Consider the following 14,107-nt stretch of genomic DNA (forward strand, 5'->3'; position numbering starts at 1 on the left):
GATCTCAAGGAATCAGGAAATGAGCACACTTATCCACTTCGGCGTATTCCAAGGCACCACCGGGCTACTGGCGGAGCAAGAGCTGCGCGCGGCAATGGCGATAAGCGCGGGGCTCTCGGGCAAGGAAGTGGCGCGTGAGATCGGCTGTGCACCAAGCACGGTGAAGAAAACAGTCGAACGCATCTTCTTTAAATTAGGGGTATCTAACCGCGCCGCCTTGGTTGCCCAAGTCTTCAAACTCGGCCTGATTGCTTTCTCAACCGGCATGACGCCGTCGCCGCAGCAGCAGAACCATGAGGATGCTGCCCATGGTGTGTTCATCGCCTGACCAGCGGCGTACGCCTGCGCGCGGGCGTAGTCCGGTGATCAGCTAAACCTGAACCACTGCACCAACACCAGAATTTTGCGAAAGCCAAAAAACGCGGCCGGCACACGTTCGGCCAGGAGAAAGGGACAATGCTGATTCTTACCCGCCGCCCAGGCGAAGCCCTCCGCATCGATAGCGAGATCGCCGTCACCATTCTCGGCATTCAAGGCCAGCAGGCACGGATAGGTATCCAGGCGCCGGCCAGCGTCGACGTACACCGCGAGGAGGTTTACCAGCGCATTCAGCGTGAGCTCGGCGCGGCCGGTCCTGCGCATATCGATGAACGCATCAAGCGAGTGGCCGCTGAAGTTGATCCGCGTTCCCTCTTCGTTAAGGAGAACCCTGCAGGTTTTGCGCCGGAGGATCTGGAGCGAGAAGGCTCCGGCTTTGCGAACAAATACGCTCAGGACGCCTACGGGGTGTTCCTGTCCGGCTATCGATCGGCATTGGAGGCAGGTCAATGATCACGTCCCACGGCACCCAGCTTCACATGCGAACCGAGTTCGAAAGCCTGGGTGACCGGCTGATTCGCTTCGGCCAGGCTTTGAAAGAACCAGAAACAACGGTGGGCCAACTGACCAGCTTGGCCAACTCTTGCGGCATCGCACTGAAGCTTAGGGCCGTTGCTGAAAGCGGGGGTCGTGACGATGACGTATGACAACGAACTGAAGTTGCTGACCCTGGCGCTTGTCCGCCAGCGGTTTGAATCCATACACGACGCCGAACTGGCGCTCGAACGGTTCGAGCGCCTGACTACTCCGGCCGCGGTGCAAGAACTGATTGCGGAGAGTGAAACCCTGCGCGGCCTGTACCAGATGCATAAGGAGACCGAAACACGCGAGATGCGCGACCTCAAGGCTGAGAACGAACGCCTCAAGCGCTTCAAGACCGCCTACATGGAGTTCAGCGACAAGACGGACTGGGTTCGTCCAGATCCTGCAGGTCAAGAGGTCGGGATGCACGTCGCCGACGTGCTGCGCAAGCGCCACGACGATCTCACGTCCCACTGCCAGGCGCAGGCGCAGGAGATCAAGGCGTTGCGCAAGACCTTACCGGTGGACGTGCCGTGCAACCGTGACACGTCAGTTGCGCTGCACAAAGAAAACCTGACGAGTCAGGAGGAATAGCCATGGCCGCCGCTGAAGACTTGAGCGAGAAGTACGTCGCGGACAAAGTGCCTGAGGCAAAGATGGCAGAGCTCGTCGGCACAACGCGACGGGCGCTGCAGGGCAAGCGCGCCCGGGGGATCATCCCGAAAGGCGTCTGGAACGAGATTGATGGCCGCATTTATTACAGCATCAGGAGATATGAGGCATGGATCGAAAGCCAATGGGACTGCCCACCGGAGTTGAATTCGCGGGCAACTCCATTCGCATCCGGTTCACCTGGGCTGGTGAGAGACGCTGCGAAACCCTCCCCTATCCCCAAACGCCAAAAGGGATCAAGGCTGCCGCCGATCTACGTGCTCAAGTAATCAGCCTGGCCAAGCATGGCGTACTGGATGCGGACAGGTACGCCGACCTCTTCCCCAACTCGAAGCACTCACACCACGGCGCAAAAATGCTCTTCGGAGCGTATGCCCAGGCATGGCTGAACGGCCGCGAGGTCGTGAACGGCACCCGCAAAAACTATCGGATTTCCCTTAACAAGTACTGGATGCCGCACTTCGCAACGATGCCGATCGAATATGTGTCGTCTCTGGATCTGCGCCGAGTCGTGACCGAGACGAACTGGCTGAGCCAGGAAGTGAAGCGCGCGGCCATCCAGAGGCTGGGCACAATGTTCAGCTGCGCAGTCGTGGACGGCGTGATAGCGCGCAATCCCGTTGATGCGCTCGAACTGCCGGCGCGGCCGAAGAAAGCCCCCGATCCTTTCACCGTGGAGCAGGCCGACCAAATCATCGCGCGCCTGTACGAAACGCTTAAGCACTCCACTGCCATCTATGCGGCGTACTTCGAATTCGCCTTCTATACCGGCATGCGCCCAGGCGAGATCGCGGCCCTGCGCTGGGATGAGGTGGACAGAGAGCGCCGCTTGGCGCACGTCTGCCGGATCGTAGTGGACAAGGTGATCGAGGAGCGAACCAAGACAAAAGCAGCTCGCACGGTAATGCTCAACAGCAGGGCATTGAATGCGCTTCGCGTCGCCGAGGAAGTCGCAACGCTGCGCAGGTCCCAAAAAAAACGGATGCAGCGGGACTCGCCCTACGTATTCCCCCCGACCAGAATCAGTGAGTACCTGCAGCAGGCCAGCCTGACTGACAAATTCTTCAAGGTCGCCGTTGAAGACCTCGGCCTCCGGGTAAGACGGCAGTACAACTGCCGACACACCTACGCTACCATGTGCCTCATGGCGGGCATGAACCCCGCATTCATCGCCAATCAGCTGGGACACAGCGTCCAGATGCTGCTGTCGACGTACGCCAAGTGGATCAACTCAAGCACCGACTGGGGCGAGTTGGACAAACTGGAAACGAAGCTGATTGGTACAAATTTGGTACGGCCTGAACCGCCACCACTCTGAAACCCTTACGGAACACACCCCTGTGACTCTGGAACAGAACTACACCGCCATCCTCGGTCAACTAGGCGAAGACGTCTCCCGCGAAGGCCTGCGCGACACCCCGAAACGCGCAGCCAAAGCCATGCAGTACCTTTGCCGCGGCTATGAGCAAACCCTCGAAGAAGTCACCAACGGTGCGCTGTTCAGCTCCGACAACAGCGAAATGGTGGTGGTCAAGGACATCGAGTTGTACTCGCTGTGCGAACACCATCTGTTGCCCTTCATCGGCAAGGCCCACGTCGCCTACATCCCGAGCGGCAAAGTGCTGGGCCTGTCGAAGGTCGCGCGCATCGTCGACATGTACGCCCGTCGCCTGCAGATCCAGGAAAACCTCAGCCGCCAGATTGCCGAAGCCATTCAGCAGGTCACCGGCGCCCTGGGTGTGGCAGTGGTCATCGAAGCCAAGCACATGTGCATGATGATGCGCGGCGTCGAGAAGCAGAATTCGTCGATGATCACCTCGGTGATGCTGGGTGAATTCCGCGAAAACGCCGCGACCCGCACCGAGTTTCTCAGCCTGATCAAGTGATCACGGCGTCCTGAAGCCGCAGCATCAGGCTGCGGCTGTCTGGCGGTTCGTGCCGCCGAGTGAGGTTTTAGCGTGTTGATGAAAGCAGTGAGAGTCGGTCTCGGCCAGCTCGTGATCGCGGGCGATTTCCTGACCCGGCCGAGCAAGAAGAAGCGTTCTCCCGAAGCCCAGGCTGCCGTCGATGCGTCGGCAAAAGCGCTGACGCTGTATCAGTTCCACGCCTGCCCGTTCTGCGTGAAAACCCGCCGGGCGCTGCGCCGCTTGAACGTGCCCGTGGCGCTGCGTGACGCGAAGAACAACGAGCCGGATCGTCAGGCACTGCTCAGTGGCGGCGGCCGGATCAAGGTGCCTTGCCTGCGGATCGAGGAAGAAGGCCAGACAGTTTGGATGTATGAATCGAAGGTGATCGTTGATTACCTGGAGAAGCGCTTCTCCGGGGTTTGAGGCGTATCTATTGTAGGAGCGCGCTTGCCCGCGAAACCTATCAGCTGCAATATCCACGCGCCTGACCCACCGCATTCGCCAGCAAGCCGGCTCCTACAGAATACGTGTACGCCGAAGATTTCGGATGTTGTCGAGATCACCTGTAGGAGCGCGCTTGCCCGCGAAACGTATCAGCTGCGACATCCACGCGCCTGACCCACCGCATTCGCCAGCAAGCCGGCTCCCACAGATCCATGCCTGACGCTGAAATTCAGCCAACACAGATCCACTGTAGGAGCGCGCTTGCCCGCGAATGCGATCTGCCTGCGCCGGTGATTTCGCCTGACCCACCGCATTCGCCAGCAAGCCGGCTCCCACAGATATATGCCTGACTCTGAAACTTCAGCCAACACAGATCCACTGTAGGAGCGCGCTTGCCCGCGAATGCGATCTGCCTGAGCCGGTGATTTCGCCTGACCCACCGCATTCGCCAGCATGCCGGCTCCCACAGATCCATGCCTGACGCTGAAACTTCAGCCAACGCATAGGGGTTGCCGTTACTTCGGGCAACCTTCCTGGCGACAGGCCGTGTACGCCTTCAATTGCTCAACCCGCACTTTGGTCTGCGCTGACAGGCATTGCGCCTGAACAAGCGGCCACATGCTTCCGCCCTCCTCCCGCTTGCCAGCCTGATACTGGCAATCGGCGTCACGAAACGCGATCCACTTCTTCTGCGCATCCTGCAGCGCCTTTTTGCGCGCCGGCGTCTTCAGGTAGACCATCTGCGCGTTGTATTGGGTGTTCAATTCGGCGTCCAGCGCCTTGTACTCCTGACTGGCGCACTGATTCATCGACGCCTGATTGGCGTCGCAGTCCTGCGCCTGGGCCGAGCAGCCGATGCCCAGCGCCATCAGCATGCCGACCGCGATCATCCTGTACTGCATGTCTCATCTCCTTTTAGTGAACAACGCCAATCGTCAATCCAACATGCCGACGTAACCCGGTTGCTGCTTGACCCGTGCGAGCCAGGCTTGAATCGCCGGGAACTGCGCCAGGTCGAAGCCACCCTGATCGGCCACGTGGGTGTAAGCGTAAAGCGCGATGTCGGCGATGGAGAAACTGTCGCCCACCAGAAACGGCGTGCGCAGCAACTGTTGCTCCATGACTTTCAGCGCCTTGTTACCGCGACGGTGCAACGAGTGGTATTCCTCCATCCGATCCTCTGGCATCCCCAGATAAAACTGAATGAAGCGCGCCACCGCCAGGGTCGGCTCATGACTGTACTGCTCGAAGAACTGCCACTGCAGCATTTGCGTGCGCAGGCGCGGGTCGGTCAGCAGGTAAGGCGTGCCTTCGGCGAGGAAGTTGAGAATCGCGTTGGACTCCCACAGGCAGGTGCCGTCTTCGAGTTCAAGCACCGGAACCTTGCCGTTCGGGTTCTTCGCCAGAAACGCCTCGGTTTCGGTCTCGCCCTTGAGGATGTCCACCGGCACCCACTCGTATTCCGCGCCGAGCAGGTTAAGCATCAGCTTGATCTTGTAGCAGTTGCCCGAGTTGTAATCGCCGTAAACCTTGTACATCAGCCCTCTCCCTTCAATCGTGTGCCGTCAATCGTGCCGGTCATGCGTGTGCGTAATGTATCAGGCCACCTGTGAAAGCTGTGTTTGCCGAATGACGGTAGCCAGTCGCTTCAAACCTTCGTCCAGGCGCTCGGGGTCGATGTGGCTGAAATTGAGCCGCAGGTAACCCGGGTTGGCGTCCGGATCGGCAAAGAACGGCTCGCCCGGCATGAACGCCACGTTCTGCGCCAGCGCGCGGTCGAGCAACGTGCGGGTGTCGAGCTTGTGCTTGAGGGTCAGCCAGAAAAACAGACCGCCCTGGGGGTTGTTCCACTCGGCCAAGTCCGTGAAGTGCCGCTGCAACGCGGCTTCGAACGCGTCGCGGCGGGTGCGATAGAAGCTGCGCAACTCCAGCAGATGCTGCTCATAGTGCTCGCTGCCGATCCACTGCAAGGCCTGCCATTGGCCGACTCGATTGGTGTGCAGATCCGCCGACTGCTTGAGCTTGAGCAAATGCGGGAACAGGTCGGGGGTGGCGATCAGGTAGCCCACGCGCAAGCCCGGCATCAGGGTTTTCGACACGGTGCCGGTGTAGATCCAGCTGGCTTTTTTCAAGCGGCTGACGATGGGCCGCGCGCTGCCGCCATCGAAGGTCAGCTCGCGGTACGGCTCGTCTTCGATCAGGGTGACGCCAAATTCATCGAGCAATGCCGCCACCGCATCCCGCGCGGTTTCGCTGTAACGCACGGCCGACGGATTCTGGAACGTCGGAATCAGATACGCGAACGACGGCGAGTGCTGCTCCAGTCGCTGACGCAGCGCGTCAAGGTCCGGGCCTTCGGCGAGCAGCGGCACGGTGAGGCAATCGGCGCCAAACAGCTGGAAGATCTGCAGCGCGGCCAGATAGGTCGGCGCTTCGAGCAGGATCTCGGTGCCCTTGTCGATGTACAGCTTGGCGGCCAGATCCAGCGTCTGCTGGGAACCGCTGACAATCATCACCTGACTCGCGTCGCAGTCGATGCCCAACGCCCGCGCCTGGGCGGCCAGGGCCTCACGCAACTGCGGCTCGCCTTCGCTCATGCCGTACTGGCCGATGCTGCGCGGCATGTCAGACCATTCACTCTTCGGCAACATGGCTTCCGCCGGCAACCCGCCCGCGAAGGACATCATTTCCGGGCGCTGAGCGGCGGCGAGGATTTCGCGAATCAGTGAACTCTTCAAACGGGTAACGCGTTCGGAAAATGGCATCGGATCACCGCTGGCGGAAAGAAAGGGGAATACGTCAAACTGCTTGACCGAAATTACGATGCCGCGCACGGATACGTCAATATGCTTGACCTTAAAAATTCATCGACCCAGCAGGTTGCCATGGAGGCGTTTTTCTTCGGCTACCAGGCGTTCACCGCCAAGGCCGATGAAATGCTCGACCGCCGTGGCCTGAGTCGGGTGCACCAGCGCATTGTGTTTTTTATCGCCCGCTATCCGGGTCTGAGCGTGAAGGAACTGCTCGGCAAGCTGGGGGTGAGCAAGCAGGCGCTGAACACGCCGCTGCGCCAGTTGATCGAAATGGAGCTGGTGCTCAGCGTCGCGCCCGAGGACGACAAACGGAAGCGCCTGCTGGAGCTGACCGCCGAGGGACGCAAATTTGAAGAGTCGCTGCGTCGCGAGCAGGTCAAGCTGTTGCAGCGGGTGTTCGCCGAAGCCGGGCGCGAAGCGGTGGATGGCTGGATGGCGGTGAATCAGGCGCTGGGCAACACGATGACCCGCGACTGACCCGCCGGGTTGCAGGCTGCGCCCGAAACTGTGCCGACCATTGCGCCGATGGCTGTATTGCAACGGGGCATGACCACTGCGTATAGGCTGGCAGCTCTGTTCAACCGCTGCGCCAAGGATAGACCCGCATGACTGACGTGCCCCTCGCGCCATTGCGACCGCTGACCGACTCTTCGCCCTCCGCCATCGTCGCCGGATTCATCGCCATGATGACCGGCGTCACCAGTTCGCTGGTGCTGATGTTTCAGGCCGGTCAGGCCGCCGGGCTGACCTCGGCGCAGATTTCCTCGTGGATCTGGGCGCTGTTCATGGGCATGGCGGTGTGCAGCATCGGCCTGTCGCTGCGCTATCGCTCGCCCATTACCGTGGCGTGGTCGACGCCGGGCGCGGCGTTGCTGATCACCAGCCTGGGCGGCGTTGCCTATCCCGAAGCGATCGGCGCGTTCATCACCTGCGCGGTATTGGTGATCATCTGCGGCGTCACCGGCAGCTTCGAACGGCTGGTCAAGCGCTTGCCCACGTCACTGGCGGCCGCGCTGCTGGCGGGCATTCTGTTCAAGATCGGCAGCGAAATCTTCGTCGCCGCGCAACACCGCACCGGCCTGGTGCTGGGCATGTTCTTCACCTACCTGATAGTCAAACGCTATTCACCGCGCTACGCCGTGCTGGTCACCCTGCTGGTCGGTGTCGCGCTGTCGGGCATGCTCGGCCTGCTGAACTTCAGCGGCTTCGCCCTGGAAGTGGCGATGCCGGTGTGGACCACGCCATCCTTCTCCATTGCCGCGACCATCAGCATCGGCATTCCGCTGTTCGTTGTCGCCATGACTTCGCAGAACATGCCGGGCGTCGCAGTGCTGCGTGCAGACGGTTATCAGGTGCCCGCCTCGCCCCTGATCACGGCCACCGGCCTCATCTCGCTGATCACCGCGCCGTTTGGCGCCCACGGCATCAACCTCGCGGCCATCAGTGCCGCCATCTGCACCGGCCCTCACGCTCATGAAGACCGCGACAAGCGCTACACGGCGGCGATCTGGTGCGGGATTTTCTACGCCATCGCGGGGGTGTTCGGCGCGACGCTGGCGGCATTGTTCGCGGCGTTTCCAAGGGAACTGGTGCTGTCGATCGCTGCCCTGGCGCTGTTCGGCTCGATCATCAACGGCCTGACCGTGGCAATGAACGAACCCAAGGAACGCGAAGCCGCGCTGATCACCTTCATGGTCACCGCATCGGGGCTGACGCTGTTATCCATCGGTTCGGCGTTCTGGGGGATTGTTGCGGGAGTGTTGACGCTGCTGATCCTCAACTATCGCAAATGACCGCTCGCGGCATGCCACTCTTCTGTAGGAGCGCGCTTGCCCGCGAATGCGATCTGCCTGCTGCATCGATGTCGACTGACTCACCGCAATCGCGGGCACGCCACTCTCCTGTAGGAGCGCGCTTGCCCGCGAAAGCGATCTGCCTGCTGCATAAATGTCGCCTGACTCACCGCAATCGCGGGCAAGCCACTCTTCTGTAGGAGCGCGCTTGCCCGCGAAAGCGATCTGCCTGCTGCATTAATGTCGGCTGACTCACCACAATCGCAGGCATGCCACTCTTCTGTAGGAGCGCGCTTCCCCGCGAAAGCGATCTGCCTGCTGCACCGATGTCGGCTGACTCACCGCAATCGCGGGCATGCCACTCTCCTGTAGGAGCGCGCTTGCCCGCGAAAGCGATCTACCTGCTGCATAAATGTCGCCTGACTCACCGCAATCGCGGGCATGCCACGCTCCTGTAGGAGCGCGCTTGCCCGCGAACGCGATCTGCCTGCTGCATCAATGTCGGCTGACTCACCGCAATCGCAGGCAAGCCACTCTTCTGTAGGAGCGCGCTTGCCCGCGATTGCAATCTACCCGCTGCATCGATGTCAGCTGACTCACCGCAATCGCCGGCAAGCCACTCTTCTGTAGGAGCGCGCTTGCCCGCGAATGCGATCTGCCTGCTGCATTAATGTCGGCTGACTCACCGACAATCGCGGGCAAGCGCGCTCCTACAAGTTTGCGTCGCATCATGTGTCTACCACGCCTGAAGTTACAGCCTGAAATGCCCCACCATGCCTTTCAATTCCAACCCCAGCGACGCCAGCTCGATGCTTGAAGCCGCATTGCCCTGCATCGCCAGCGCGGATTGATCGGCACTGGCGCGAATGCTGGTGACGCTGCGGTTGATCTCTTCCGCCACCGAACTCTGCTCTTCCGCCGCAGCGGCAATCTGCTGGTTCATCTGCTGAATCATCGACACGGCCGCAGCAATGCTGCCCAGCGCGCTTTCGGTTTGCAGCGCATCGCTTACCGCGAGTTTGACCAGCTCGCCGCTGCTCAGAATCTGCGCCACTGACGCTTGGGCGCCGCTTTGCAACCGGGTAACCAGCCGCTCGATTTCTTCCGTGGACTGCTGCGTGCGTTTGGCCAGCGCGCGGACTTCATCGGCCACCACCGCAAAGCCTCTGCCCTGCTCCCCCGCCCGCGCCGCTTCGATGGCGGCGTTCAGTGCCAGTAGGTTGGTCTGCTCGGCGACGCTTTTGATCACACCGAGCACTGTGCCGATGTTCTGGATTTCCGCGCTGAGGTTCTCGATCGAATCGCTGGCGGAACGGGACGACGAGGCCAGCTGTTCGATCCGCTGCATGCTCTGGCGCACCACGGCCTGGCCCGAGTCGACCTTGTTATCGGCCGTCTGCGCCGCAATCGCCGCTTCTTCAGCGTTGCGTGCGACGTCGTGAACGGTCGCGGTCATCTGATTCATCGCCGTCGCCACCTGCTCGGTTTCTTCCTTCTGGCTGCTGACTTCCAGATTGGTCTGCTCGGTCACGGCCGACAGGGAATGGGCGGACGTCGCCAACTGCTCGATCCCCGCCTGCAGCCCGCTGACGATGGTGCTCAAGCCCGCGCCCATCTGCTGCATCGCTTGCATCAACTGGCCGATTTCGTCCTTGCGCGTGACACTGACGTGCCGGCTCAGGTCGCCGGCCGCAATCCGCTGGGCCGTGGCAATCACGCTGCGCAACGGCGCGACGATCAGGCGCGTCATCACCAGCGCCGCGATCAGCCCGACCACCAGCGCCAGCACGGAGGAGCCGATGATCATCATCGAGTTGGCTTGCAACTCGCTCTGCATCGACTGGCCTTCGGCGTCATAGGCCTGATTGACCTGCTGCACGACGACTTTGGCGTTGCTCGCCAGTTGTTGCGAGACCTTCGCTTCCGACTCCAGCAGCCCGGTGTATTCGTTGAGTTTGTCGCTGAAGTTGCTGATGTGCCCGCCCACCTCGGTCAACACCGTGAGGTAACCGGCGTCCTTGATCACGCCCTTGAGCTGCTCAGCCAGTTCCTGCGCCTGAACCGCCTGCTCGATCTTGCCGGTCTTGACCTCCTCGCCAGAGCCCGTCTTGCGGCTCTTGTCGAGGCGCACCCGGGCCTCGTCCATGGCCTGCATCATCAGTTTCGACACCTGGCTGACCTGACCGGCCTGCTCGATGAACTCCGCGCCCTGCTGGCCTTGGGAATCTTTCAGCGTGTAGGCGCCGTCATCGGCCAGCCCCGCCTGCAACACGTCGAGGTTATTGGCGACGCTGGACACCGACCAACTGGCCATTTCCAGCGCCAGGTCCTTGCTCTGGCTGATGCTGACGAACTCGTCGAACGACGCACGATAGGCTGCCAGTGCCTGCTGCACCTGACCCATCACCTGCTCGTTGATCGGCGCGTCGGCTTTGAGCTGCTGCGCCTGAGCGTTCAGGCCATCGAGCCCGGCGTGCACCTGATCAACCACCTTCGGATCGCCGTGCAGGGCGTAGTCCTGCTCCAGCATCCGCACGCGGGCCACTTCACTATTGAGTGCGGTCATCACCTTCAGACTGTCGAAATGCGCGCTGATGGAACGCAGCGACCAGACCCCGATGGCCGCGACCAGCGCGGTCAATAGCAGCACCAGAACGAAACCGATGCCCAGCTTCTGGGCCATCCCCAGATTGGCGAAACGCGTCTTCACGGCCGACATAATCAGTTTCCGCTCCACAGCTTGAGGGCGCACATGGCAAGGCCATCCGCGCACGGCAAATCAATATCCGTGAAGATTCGCAATGCCCAAGGGGCAAAACAAGGTGTTGACGTCGGAATGATGGCAAATAGCTAGATCGAAGTCGCTTCCAGAACGGTCATCGTCGTACTAGCACGTGGCCGGGGCCACCGTCAGCGTGCCCGCCTCGGTATCGAGCACCGCGCGACTGCCCAACGCCACCGCCAGATTGCGGTCACCATGGCCGATGGACAGACCGCCCAGGACCGGAATGCCCAGATCGCCCAGGCGCTCGGTCAAGACATCGGGCGGCCGGATCGGGTTATTGCCGTGACCGGGCTCGCTGAACTGGCCCAACGCGATACCGCCGAGCCGTTGCAGAATCCCGCAATTGAGTAGGTGCGTGATATTGCGGTCAACCCGATACGCCAGCTCGCCGACGTCTTCGAGCAGCAGGATCGCGCCTTCCAGATCCGGCATGAACGGCGTGCCGATGCAGGTGCTCAGCATGCTCAGGTTGCCGCCAAGCAAGACGCCCTCCACCGTCCCAGACGTACGCACGGTGAAGGTGGGCTCTGCCGGGTCCGCATGGATGACGGAAGGCTCGGTGCTCATCAATGCGTGCTTGAGCGTGCTGGCAATAATGCCGCCCTTCTCGAGCTGCGCGGCGACTGGGCCGTGAACCGTGGCAAGGCCTGTGTGGGTCCAGAGTGCGGCGTGCAAGGCGGTGATGTCCGAGAAACCGACCACCAGTTTCGGGTCGCGAAGCACGGCGTCGTAATCGAGTTGGCCGAGGATGCGCTGAACGCCGTAGCCGCCCCTATTACAAAGCACTGCGCGGATTTCGGGGTCGGCCAGCGCGTCGTTGAGGTCGGAGATGCGATTGGCGTCGCTGCCTGCCAGGAACCCGATGTTGTCCAGTGCGTGGGGGTAGACGCGGGGGCGTAATCCCCAGGACGTGAGTTCCCGCACGGCTGCTTCCACCCGGGCTTCGGCGACCGGGCCGGCTGGGGATACCAGCGCTACGGCGTCGCCAGCGCGAAGGACTTGGGGGTGAAGAGTTGGGCGGGAGGCAGGCATTTTTTGGAGACTCGGCGGGTGTTTGGTGATGGGTGCAATGTAGAGCACTGGGGGGAGTGAATCCAGTGGGGATGGTGATGTGGTATTTGGCACCGACAGGGGACGTGGTTACGAATTTCTGTGCGCGCTGTGGTGGATTTTGAGGAAGTAACGCTGTCGCCGCGTATTTTGATGTTCCGCGGCATGGAGATTTATAGAATGGGTCTGAGGCGTGAGTGCGCCAATCTGAGAGCTAGTGAACGGCAGTGCCACATAAATTTTTTGCTGACGTGAGAGGGCAGTCGCCTCGTGATCATCTGTGAAGTGGCAGCTATCGGCCACAGGCGGCCATACTTCTAAACTTCAATCTCCGAAGGATCTACTTTCATCTTTGCTAATCCGGATAAAAAATTAGACGGGTTTACTAAAAGCGATGACAGGCGGGTAATAAATTACGGTCGACCTGGTGTATTCATGGCATTTTGCATTGACTCATGGGGCATCCCTATTGACACGCCGAGGTTTTTACTCTAAACCCTTACAGCCGAAAGATTGCTGTACTCAAAGCATTTAAACTTTCCGTCCTTAAATGAGGCAGGGACGTCACACAAGGCCAGGGGTGAATTATGAGATCAATTACGTTTGTACTGTTAGATAAAAAGGTAAACTCCAGAAATATCCAGTTTGTAATTGATATTGGTAGCTATGCTGAATTAGCTGGCAACATCATAAACAACAATCCTTACCAGCGTAACAGGGTAAGTAAAAGCGGCAGCATTTATAATCTTTTGAAGGAAGATATTCTTAAAGAGTGTATCATCCCCCCCATTGTCTTGGCGTCTACTTCCACCTTGAGAAACGGAAGCACTAACGATGAACTATTAGAAGAAGTTCTAGCCGATTTTGGGAATCTCAAGATTTTAGATGGATTGCAACGATCACTTTCGATTATTGATGTATATAATACAAATAGAGATTACTTCGACGGCCTTGCTGAAAAGTACATGATAAGAGTCGAAGCTTACCTATCTATCAGTGACACTGGCATCCTTTACAGAATGCTCACCCTTAATACCGGCCAGACCCCGATGACATTACGTCATCAATTAGAAATATTGTTTTCTAAATATGCAGAAGGTGGGGTTGATGGTGTTACGATTTTGCGAGAAGTTGACGAAGCTGCGGTTAAAACAATTCACTCTTATCGATTTGCTGACTTAGTCGAAGGCTATACATCATTTTTAGAAAGAAATGAACTACCAATTGACAGATTCGACATACTTCAGACCGTTAGGACGATAAAATTTATTTCGGATGAAAGCGCCGAGAAAATAGAGTTTACAGACTTTGTCAGCTCCTATCGCTCGCTATCGCTAGCGTTTGATAATCGGTTTGCGGACTGGCGCTATCCGGACGATGTGGATGAAGACCTGCGTACCAACGCGAACCCCTTTGGGCGCGAAGTTTATAAGATTTTCAATAAAAGTCAGCCACTAACTGGTTTTGGCGCAGCAATAGCGGAATTGATGAGCTCAGGGGTAATTGCAGGCCTAAATGATATCGATCATTTAATTCCACGGTTGGTTTTTGGTGAAAATGATCTGCTCGAGCTAAATAAGTATTTGGATGATATTCGTGAGAAGGCAAAAAAGATTGGTAATGGTCAGCGGATCTACTTCAAGTTATTTTTTAAATATCTGTTAGATCGCGACGGCAGCTCCTTTCTAAATGTTTCTGAGTCTTTGGAGAAAGCGAGAAATCGTGCTATTGCAGAGGTCTGAA

General features: G+C 59.1%; 14 protein-coding genes and 2 pseudogenes. 10 read left to right on the top strand and 6 right to left on the bottom strand.

The features are described from left to right. Nucleotides 1-19 precede the first annotated feature (19 nt). The 7 genes and pseudogenes from EC919_RS23405 (at nt 20) to EC919_RS23435 (ending at nt 3,902) form a co-directional block, all read left to right on the top strand. A complete protein-coding gene (locus tag EC919_RS23405; protein ID WP_133776686.1) occupies nt 20-328 on the top strand; it encodes a response regulator transcription factor in 309 nt (102 codons plus the stop codon). Nucleotides 329-456: 128 nt separating this feature from the next. After that, a pseudogene (gene csrA / locus EC919_RS27485) lies at nt 457-636 on the top strand (carbon storage regulator CsrA); the annotation flags it as partial. A gap of 191 nt (nt 637-827) precedes the next feature. Continuing rightward, nucleotides 828-1,025, top strand: coding sequence for a hypothetical protein (locus EC919_RS23415; RefSeq protein WP_133776688.1), 198 nt, complete (start codon nt 828-830; stop codon nt 1,023-1,025). After that, complete coding sequence (locus EC919_RS23420; protein WP_133776689.1) at nt 1,015-1,494, top strand: hypothetical protein; 480 nt, start codon at nt 1,015-1,017, stop codon at nt 1,492-1,494. Before EC919_RS23415 ends, EC919_RS23420 begins: the two co-directional genes overlap by 11 nt. A 187-nt stretch (nt 1,495-1,681) precedes the next feature. Further along, entirely contained in the window at nt 1,682-2,890 is a 1,209-nt protein-coding gene (locus EC919_RS23425) for a site-specific integrase (RefSeq protein ID WP_133776690.1), read from the top strand. Nucleotides 2,891-2,912: 22 nt separating this feature from the next. Next, a complete protein-coding gene (folE, locus tag EC919_RS23430) occupies nt 2,913-3,458 on the top strand; it encodes a GTP cyclohydrolase I FolE (RefSeq protein ID WP_065989346.1) in 546 nt (181 codons plus the stop codon). A 78-nt stretch (nt 3,459-3,536) separates the two neighbouring features. Beyond that, the gene (locus EC919_RS23435; RefSeq protein ID WP_133776691.1) at nt 3,537-3,902 is read left to right on the top strand and encodes a glutathione S-transferase N-terminal domain-containing protein; all 366 of its coding nucleotides are present in this window, start codon (nt 3,537-3,539) and stop codon (nt 3,900-3,902) included. A gap of 536 nt (nt 3,903-4,438) precedes the next feature. On the opposite strand, the gene EC919_RS23440 is transcribed toward EC919_RS23435, so the two are convergent. Genes EC919_RS23440 through EC919_RS23450 form a run of 3 tightly spaced genes read right to left on the bottom strand, consistent with a single transcriptional unit; the run spans nt 4,439 to nt 6,688 of the window. Next, on the bottom strand, nt 4,439-4,825 hold the full coding sequence (locus tag EC919_RS23440) for a lysozyme inhibitor LprI family protein (RefSeq protein WP_133776692.1): 387 nt from the start codon (nt 4,823-4,825) through the stop codon (nt 4,439-4,441). Between the two features lie 33 nt (nt 4,826-4,858). After that, nucleotides 4,859-5,461 carry a glutathione S-transferase family protein gene (locus EC919_RS23445; RefSeq protein ID WP_133776693.1) on the bottom strand — a complete coding sequence of 201 codons (603 nt, stop codon included), beginning with the start codon at nt 5,459-5,461 and terminating at the stop codon, nt 4,859-4,861. A gap of 60 nt (nt 5,462-5,521) precedes the next feature. Continuing rightward, nucleotides 5,522-6,688 carry a PLP-dependent aminotransferase family protein gene (locus EC919_RS23450; RefSeq protein ID WP_133776694.1) on the bottom strand — a complete coding sequence of 389 codons (1,167 nt, stop codon included), beginning with the start codon at nt 6,686-6,688 and terminating at the stop codon, nt 5,522-5,524. 81 nt (nt 6,689-6,769) lie between these two features. Between EC919_RS23450 and EC919_RS23455 the strand changes: the two genes are divergently transcribed. Continuing rightward, on the top strand, nt 6,770-7,213 hold the full coding sequence (locus EC919_RS23455; RefSeq protein WP_133776695.1) for a MarR family transcriptional regulator: 444 nt from the start codon (nt 6,770-6,772) through the stop codon (nt 7,211-7,213). 128 nt (nt 7,214-7,341) lie between these two features. Then, the gene (locus EC919_RS23460) at nt 7,342-8,529 is read left to right on the top strand and encodes a benzoate/H(+) symporter BenE family transporter (RefSeq protein WP_133776696.1); all 1,188 of its coding nucleotides are present in this window, start codon (nt 7,342-7,344) and stop codon (nt 8,527-8,529) included. A 751-nt stretch (nt 8,530-9,280) separates the two neighbouring features. Here the strand turns inward: EC919_RS23460 and EC919_RS27965 are convergent. The 3 genes and pseudogenes from EC919_RS27965 to EC919_RS23470 form a co-directional block, all read right to left on the bottom strand. Further along, the gene (locus EC919_RS27965; protein WP_432213843.1) at nt 9,281-10,162 is read right to left on the bottom strand and encodes a methyl-accepting chemotaxis protein; all 882 of its coding nucleotides are present in this window, start codon (nt 10,160-10,162) and stop codon (nt 9,281-9,283) included. Continuing rightward, a pseudogene (locus tag EC919_RS27970) lies at nt 10,142-11,248 on the bottom strand (HAMP domain-containing protein); the annotation flags it as partial. The pseudogene EC919_RS27970 and the gene EC919_RS27965, both read right to left, overlap by 21 nt. Before the next feature lie 168 nt (nt 11,249-11,416). Continuing rightward, nucleotides 11,417-12,346, bottom strand: coding sequence for a S66 peptidase family protein (locus EC919_RS23470; RefSeq protein WP_133776697.1), 930 nt, complete (start codon nt 12,344-12,346; stop codon nt 11,417-11,419). A gap of 605 nt (nt 12,347-12,951) precedes the next feature. Between EC919_RS23470 and EC919_RS23475 the strand changes: the two genes are divergently transcribed. Next, on the top strand, nt 12,952-14,106 hold the full coding sequence (locus EC919_RS23475) for a hypothetical protein (RefSeq protein ID WP_133776698.1): 1,155 nt from the start codon (nt 12,952-12,954) through the stop codon (nt 14,104-14,106). Nucleotide 14,107: the final 1 nt, after the last annotated feature.

It is taken from the genome of Pseudomonas graminis (assembly GCF_004364335.1).
GTDB lineage: Bacteria > Pseudomonadota > Gammaproteobacteria > Pseudomonadales > Pseudomonadaceae > Aquipseudomonas > Aquipseudomonas graminis_D.

Excerpts from the sequence above, each read along its gene's own strand:
- EC919_RS23405 (WP_133776686.1), top strand. The coding sequence starts at position 20 with ATGAGCACACTTATCCACTTCGGCGTATTCCAAGGCACCACCGGGCTA.
- EC919_RS23415 (WP_133776688.1), top strand. The coding sequence starts at position 828 with ATGATCACGTCCCACGGCACCCAGCTTCACATGCGAACCGAGTTCGAA.
- EC919_RS23420 (WP_133776689.1), top strand. The coding sequence starts at position 1,015 with ATGACGTATGACAACGAACTGAAGTTGCTGACCCTGGCGCTTGTCCGC.
- EC919_RS23425 (WP_133776690.1), top strand. The coding sequence starts at position 1,682 with ATGGATCGAAAGCCAATGGGACTGCCCACCGGAGTTGAATTCGCGGGC.
- EC919_RS23435 (WP_133776691.1), top strand. The coding sequence starts at position 3,537 with ATGAAAGCAGTGAGAGTCGGTCTCGGCCAGCTCGTGATCGCGGGCGAT.
- EC919_RS23440 (WP_133776692.1), bottom strand. The coding sequence starts at position 4,825 with ATGCAGTACAGGATGATCGCGGTCGGCATGCTGATGGCGCTGGGCATC.
- EC919_RS23445 (WP_133776693.1), bottom strand. The coding sequence starts at position 5,461 with ATGTACAAGGTTTACGGCGATTACAACTCGGGCAACTGCTACAAGATC.
- EC919_RS23450 (WP_133776694.1), bottom strand. The coding sequence starts at position 6,688 with ATGCCATTTTCCGAACGCGTTACCCGTTTGAAGAGTTCACTGATTCGC.
- EC919_RS23455 (WP_133776695.1), top strand. The coding sequence starts at position 6,770 with ATGCTTGACCTTAAAAATTCATCGACCCAGCAGGTTGCCATGGAGGCG.
- EC919_RS23460 (WP_133776696.1), top strand. The coding sequence starts at position 7,342 with ATGACTGACGTGCCCCTCGCGCCATTGCGACCGCTGACCGACTCTTCG.
- EC919_RS27965 (WP_432213843.1), bottom strand. The coding sequence starts at position 10,162 with ATGCAAGCGATGCAGCAGATGGGCGCGGGCTTGAGCACCATCGTCAGC.
- EC919_RS23470 (WP_133776697.1), bottom strand. The coding sequence starts at position 12,346 with ATGCCTGCCTCCCGCCCAACTCTTCACCCCCAAGTCCTTCGCGCTGGC.
- EC919_RS23475 (WP_133776698.1), top strand. The coding sequence starts at position 12,952 with ATGAGATCAATTACGTTTGTACTGTTAGATAAAAAGGTAAACTCCAGA.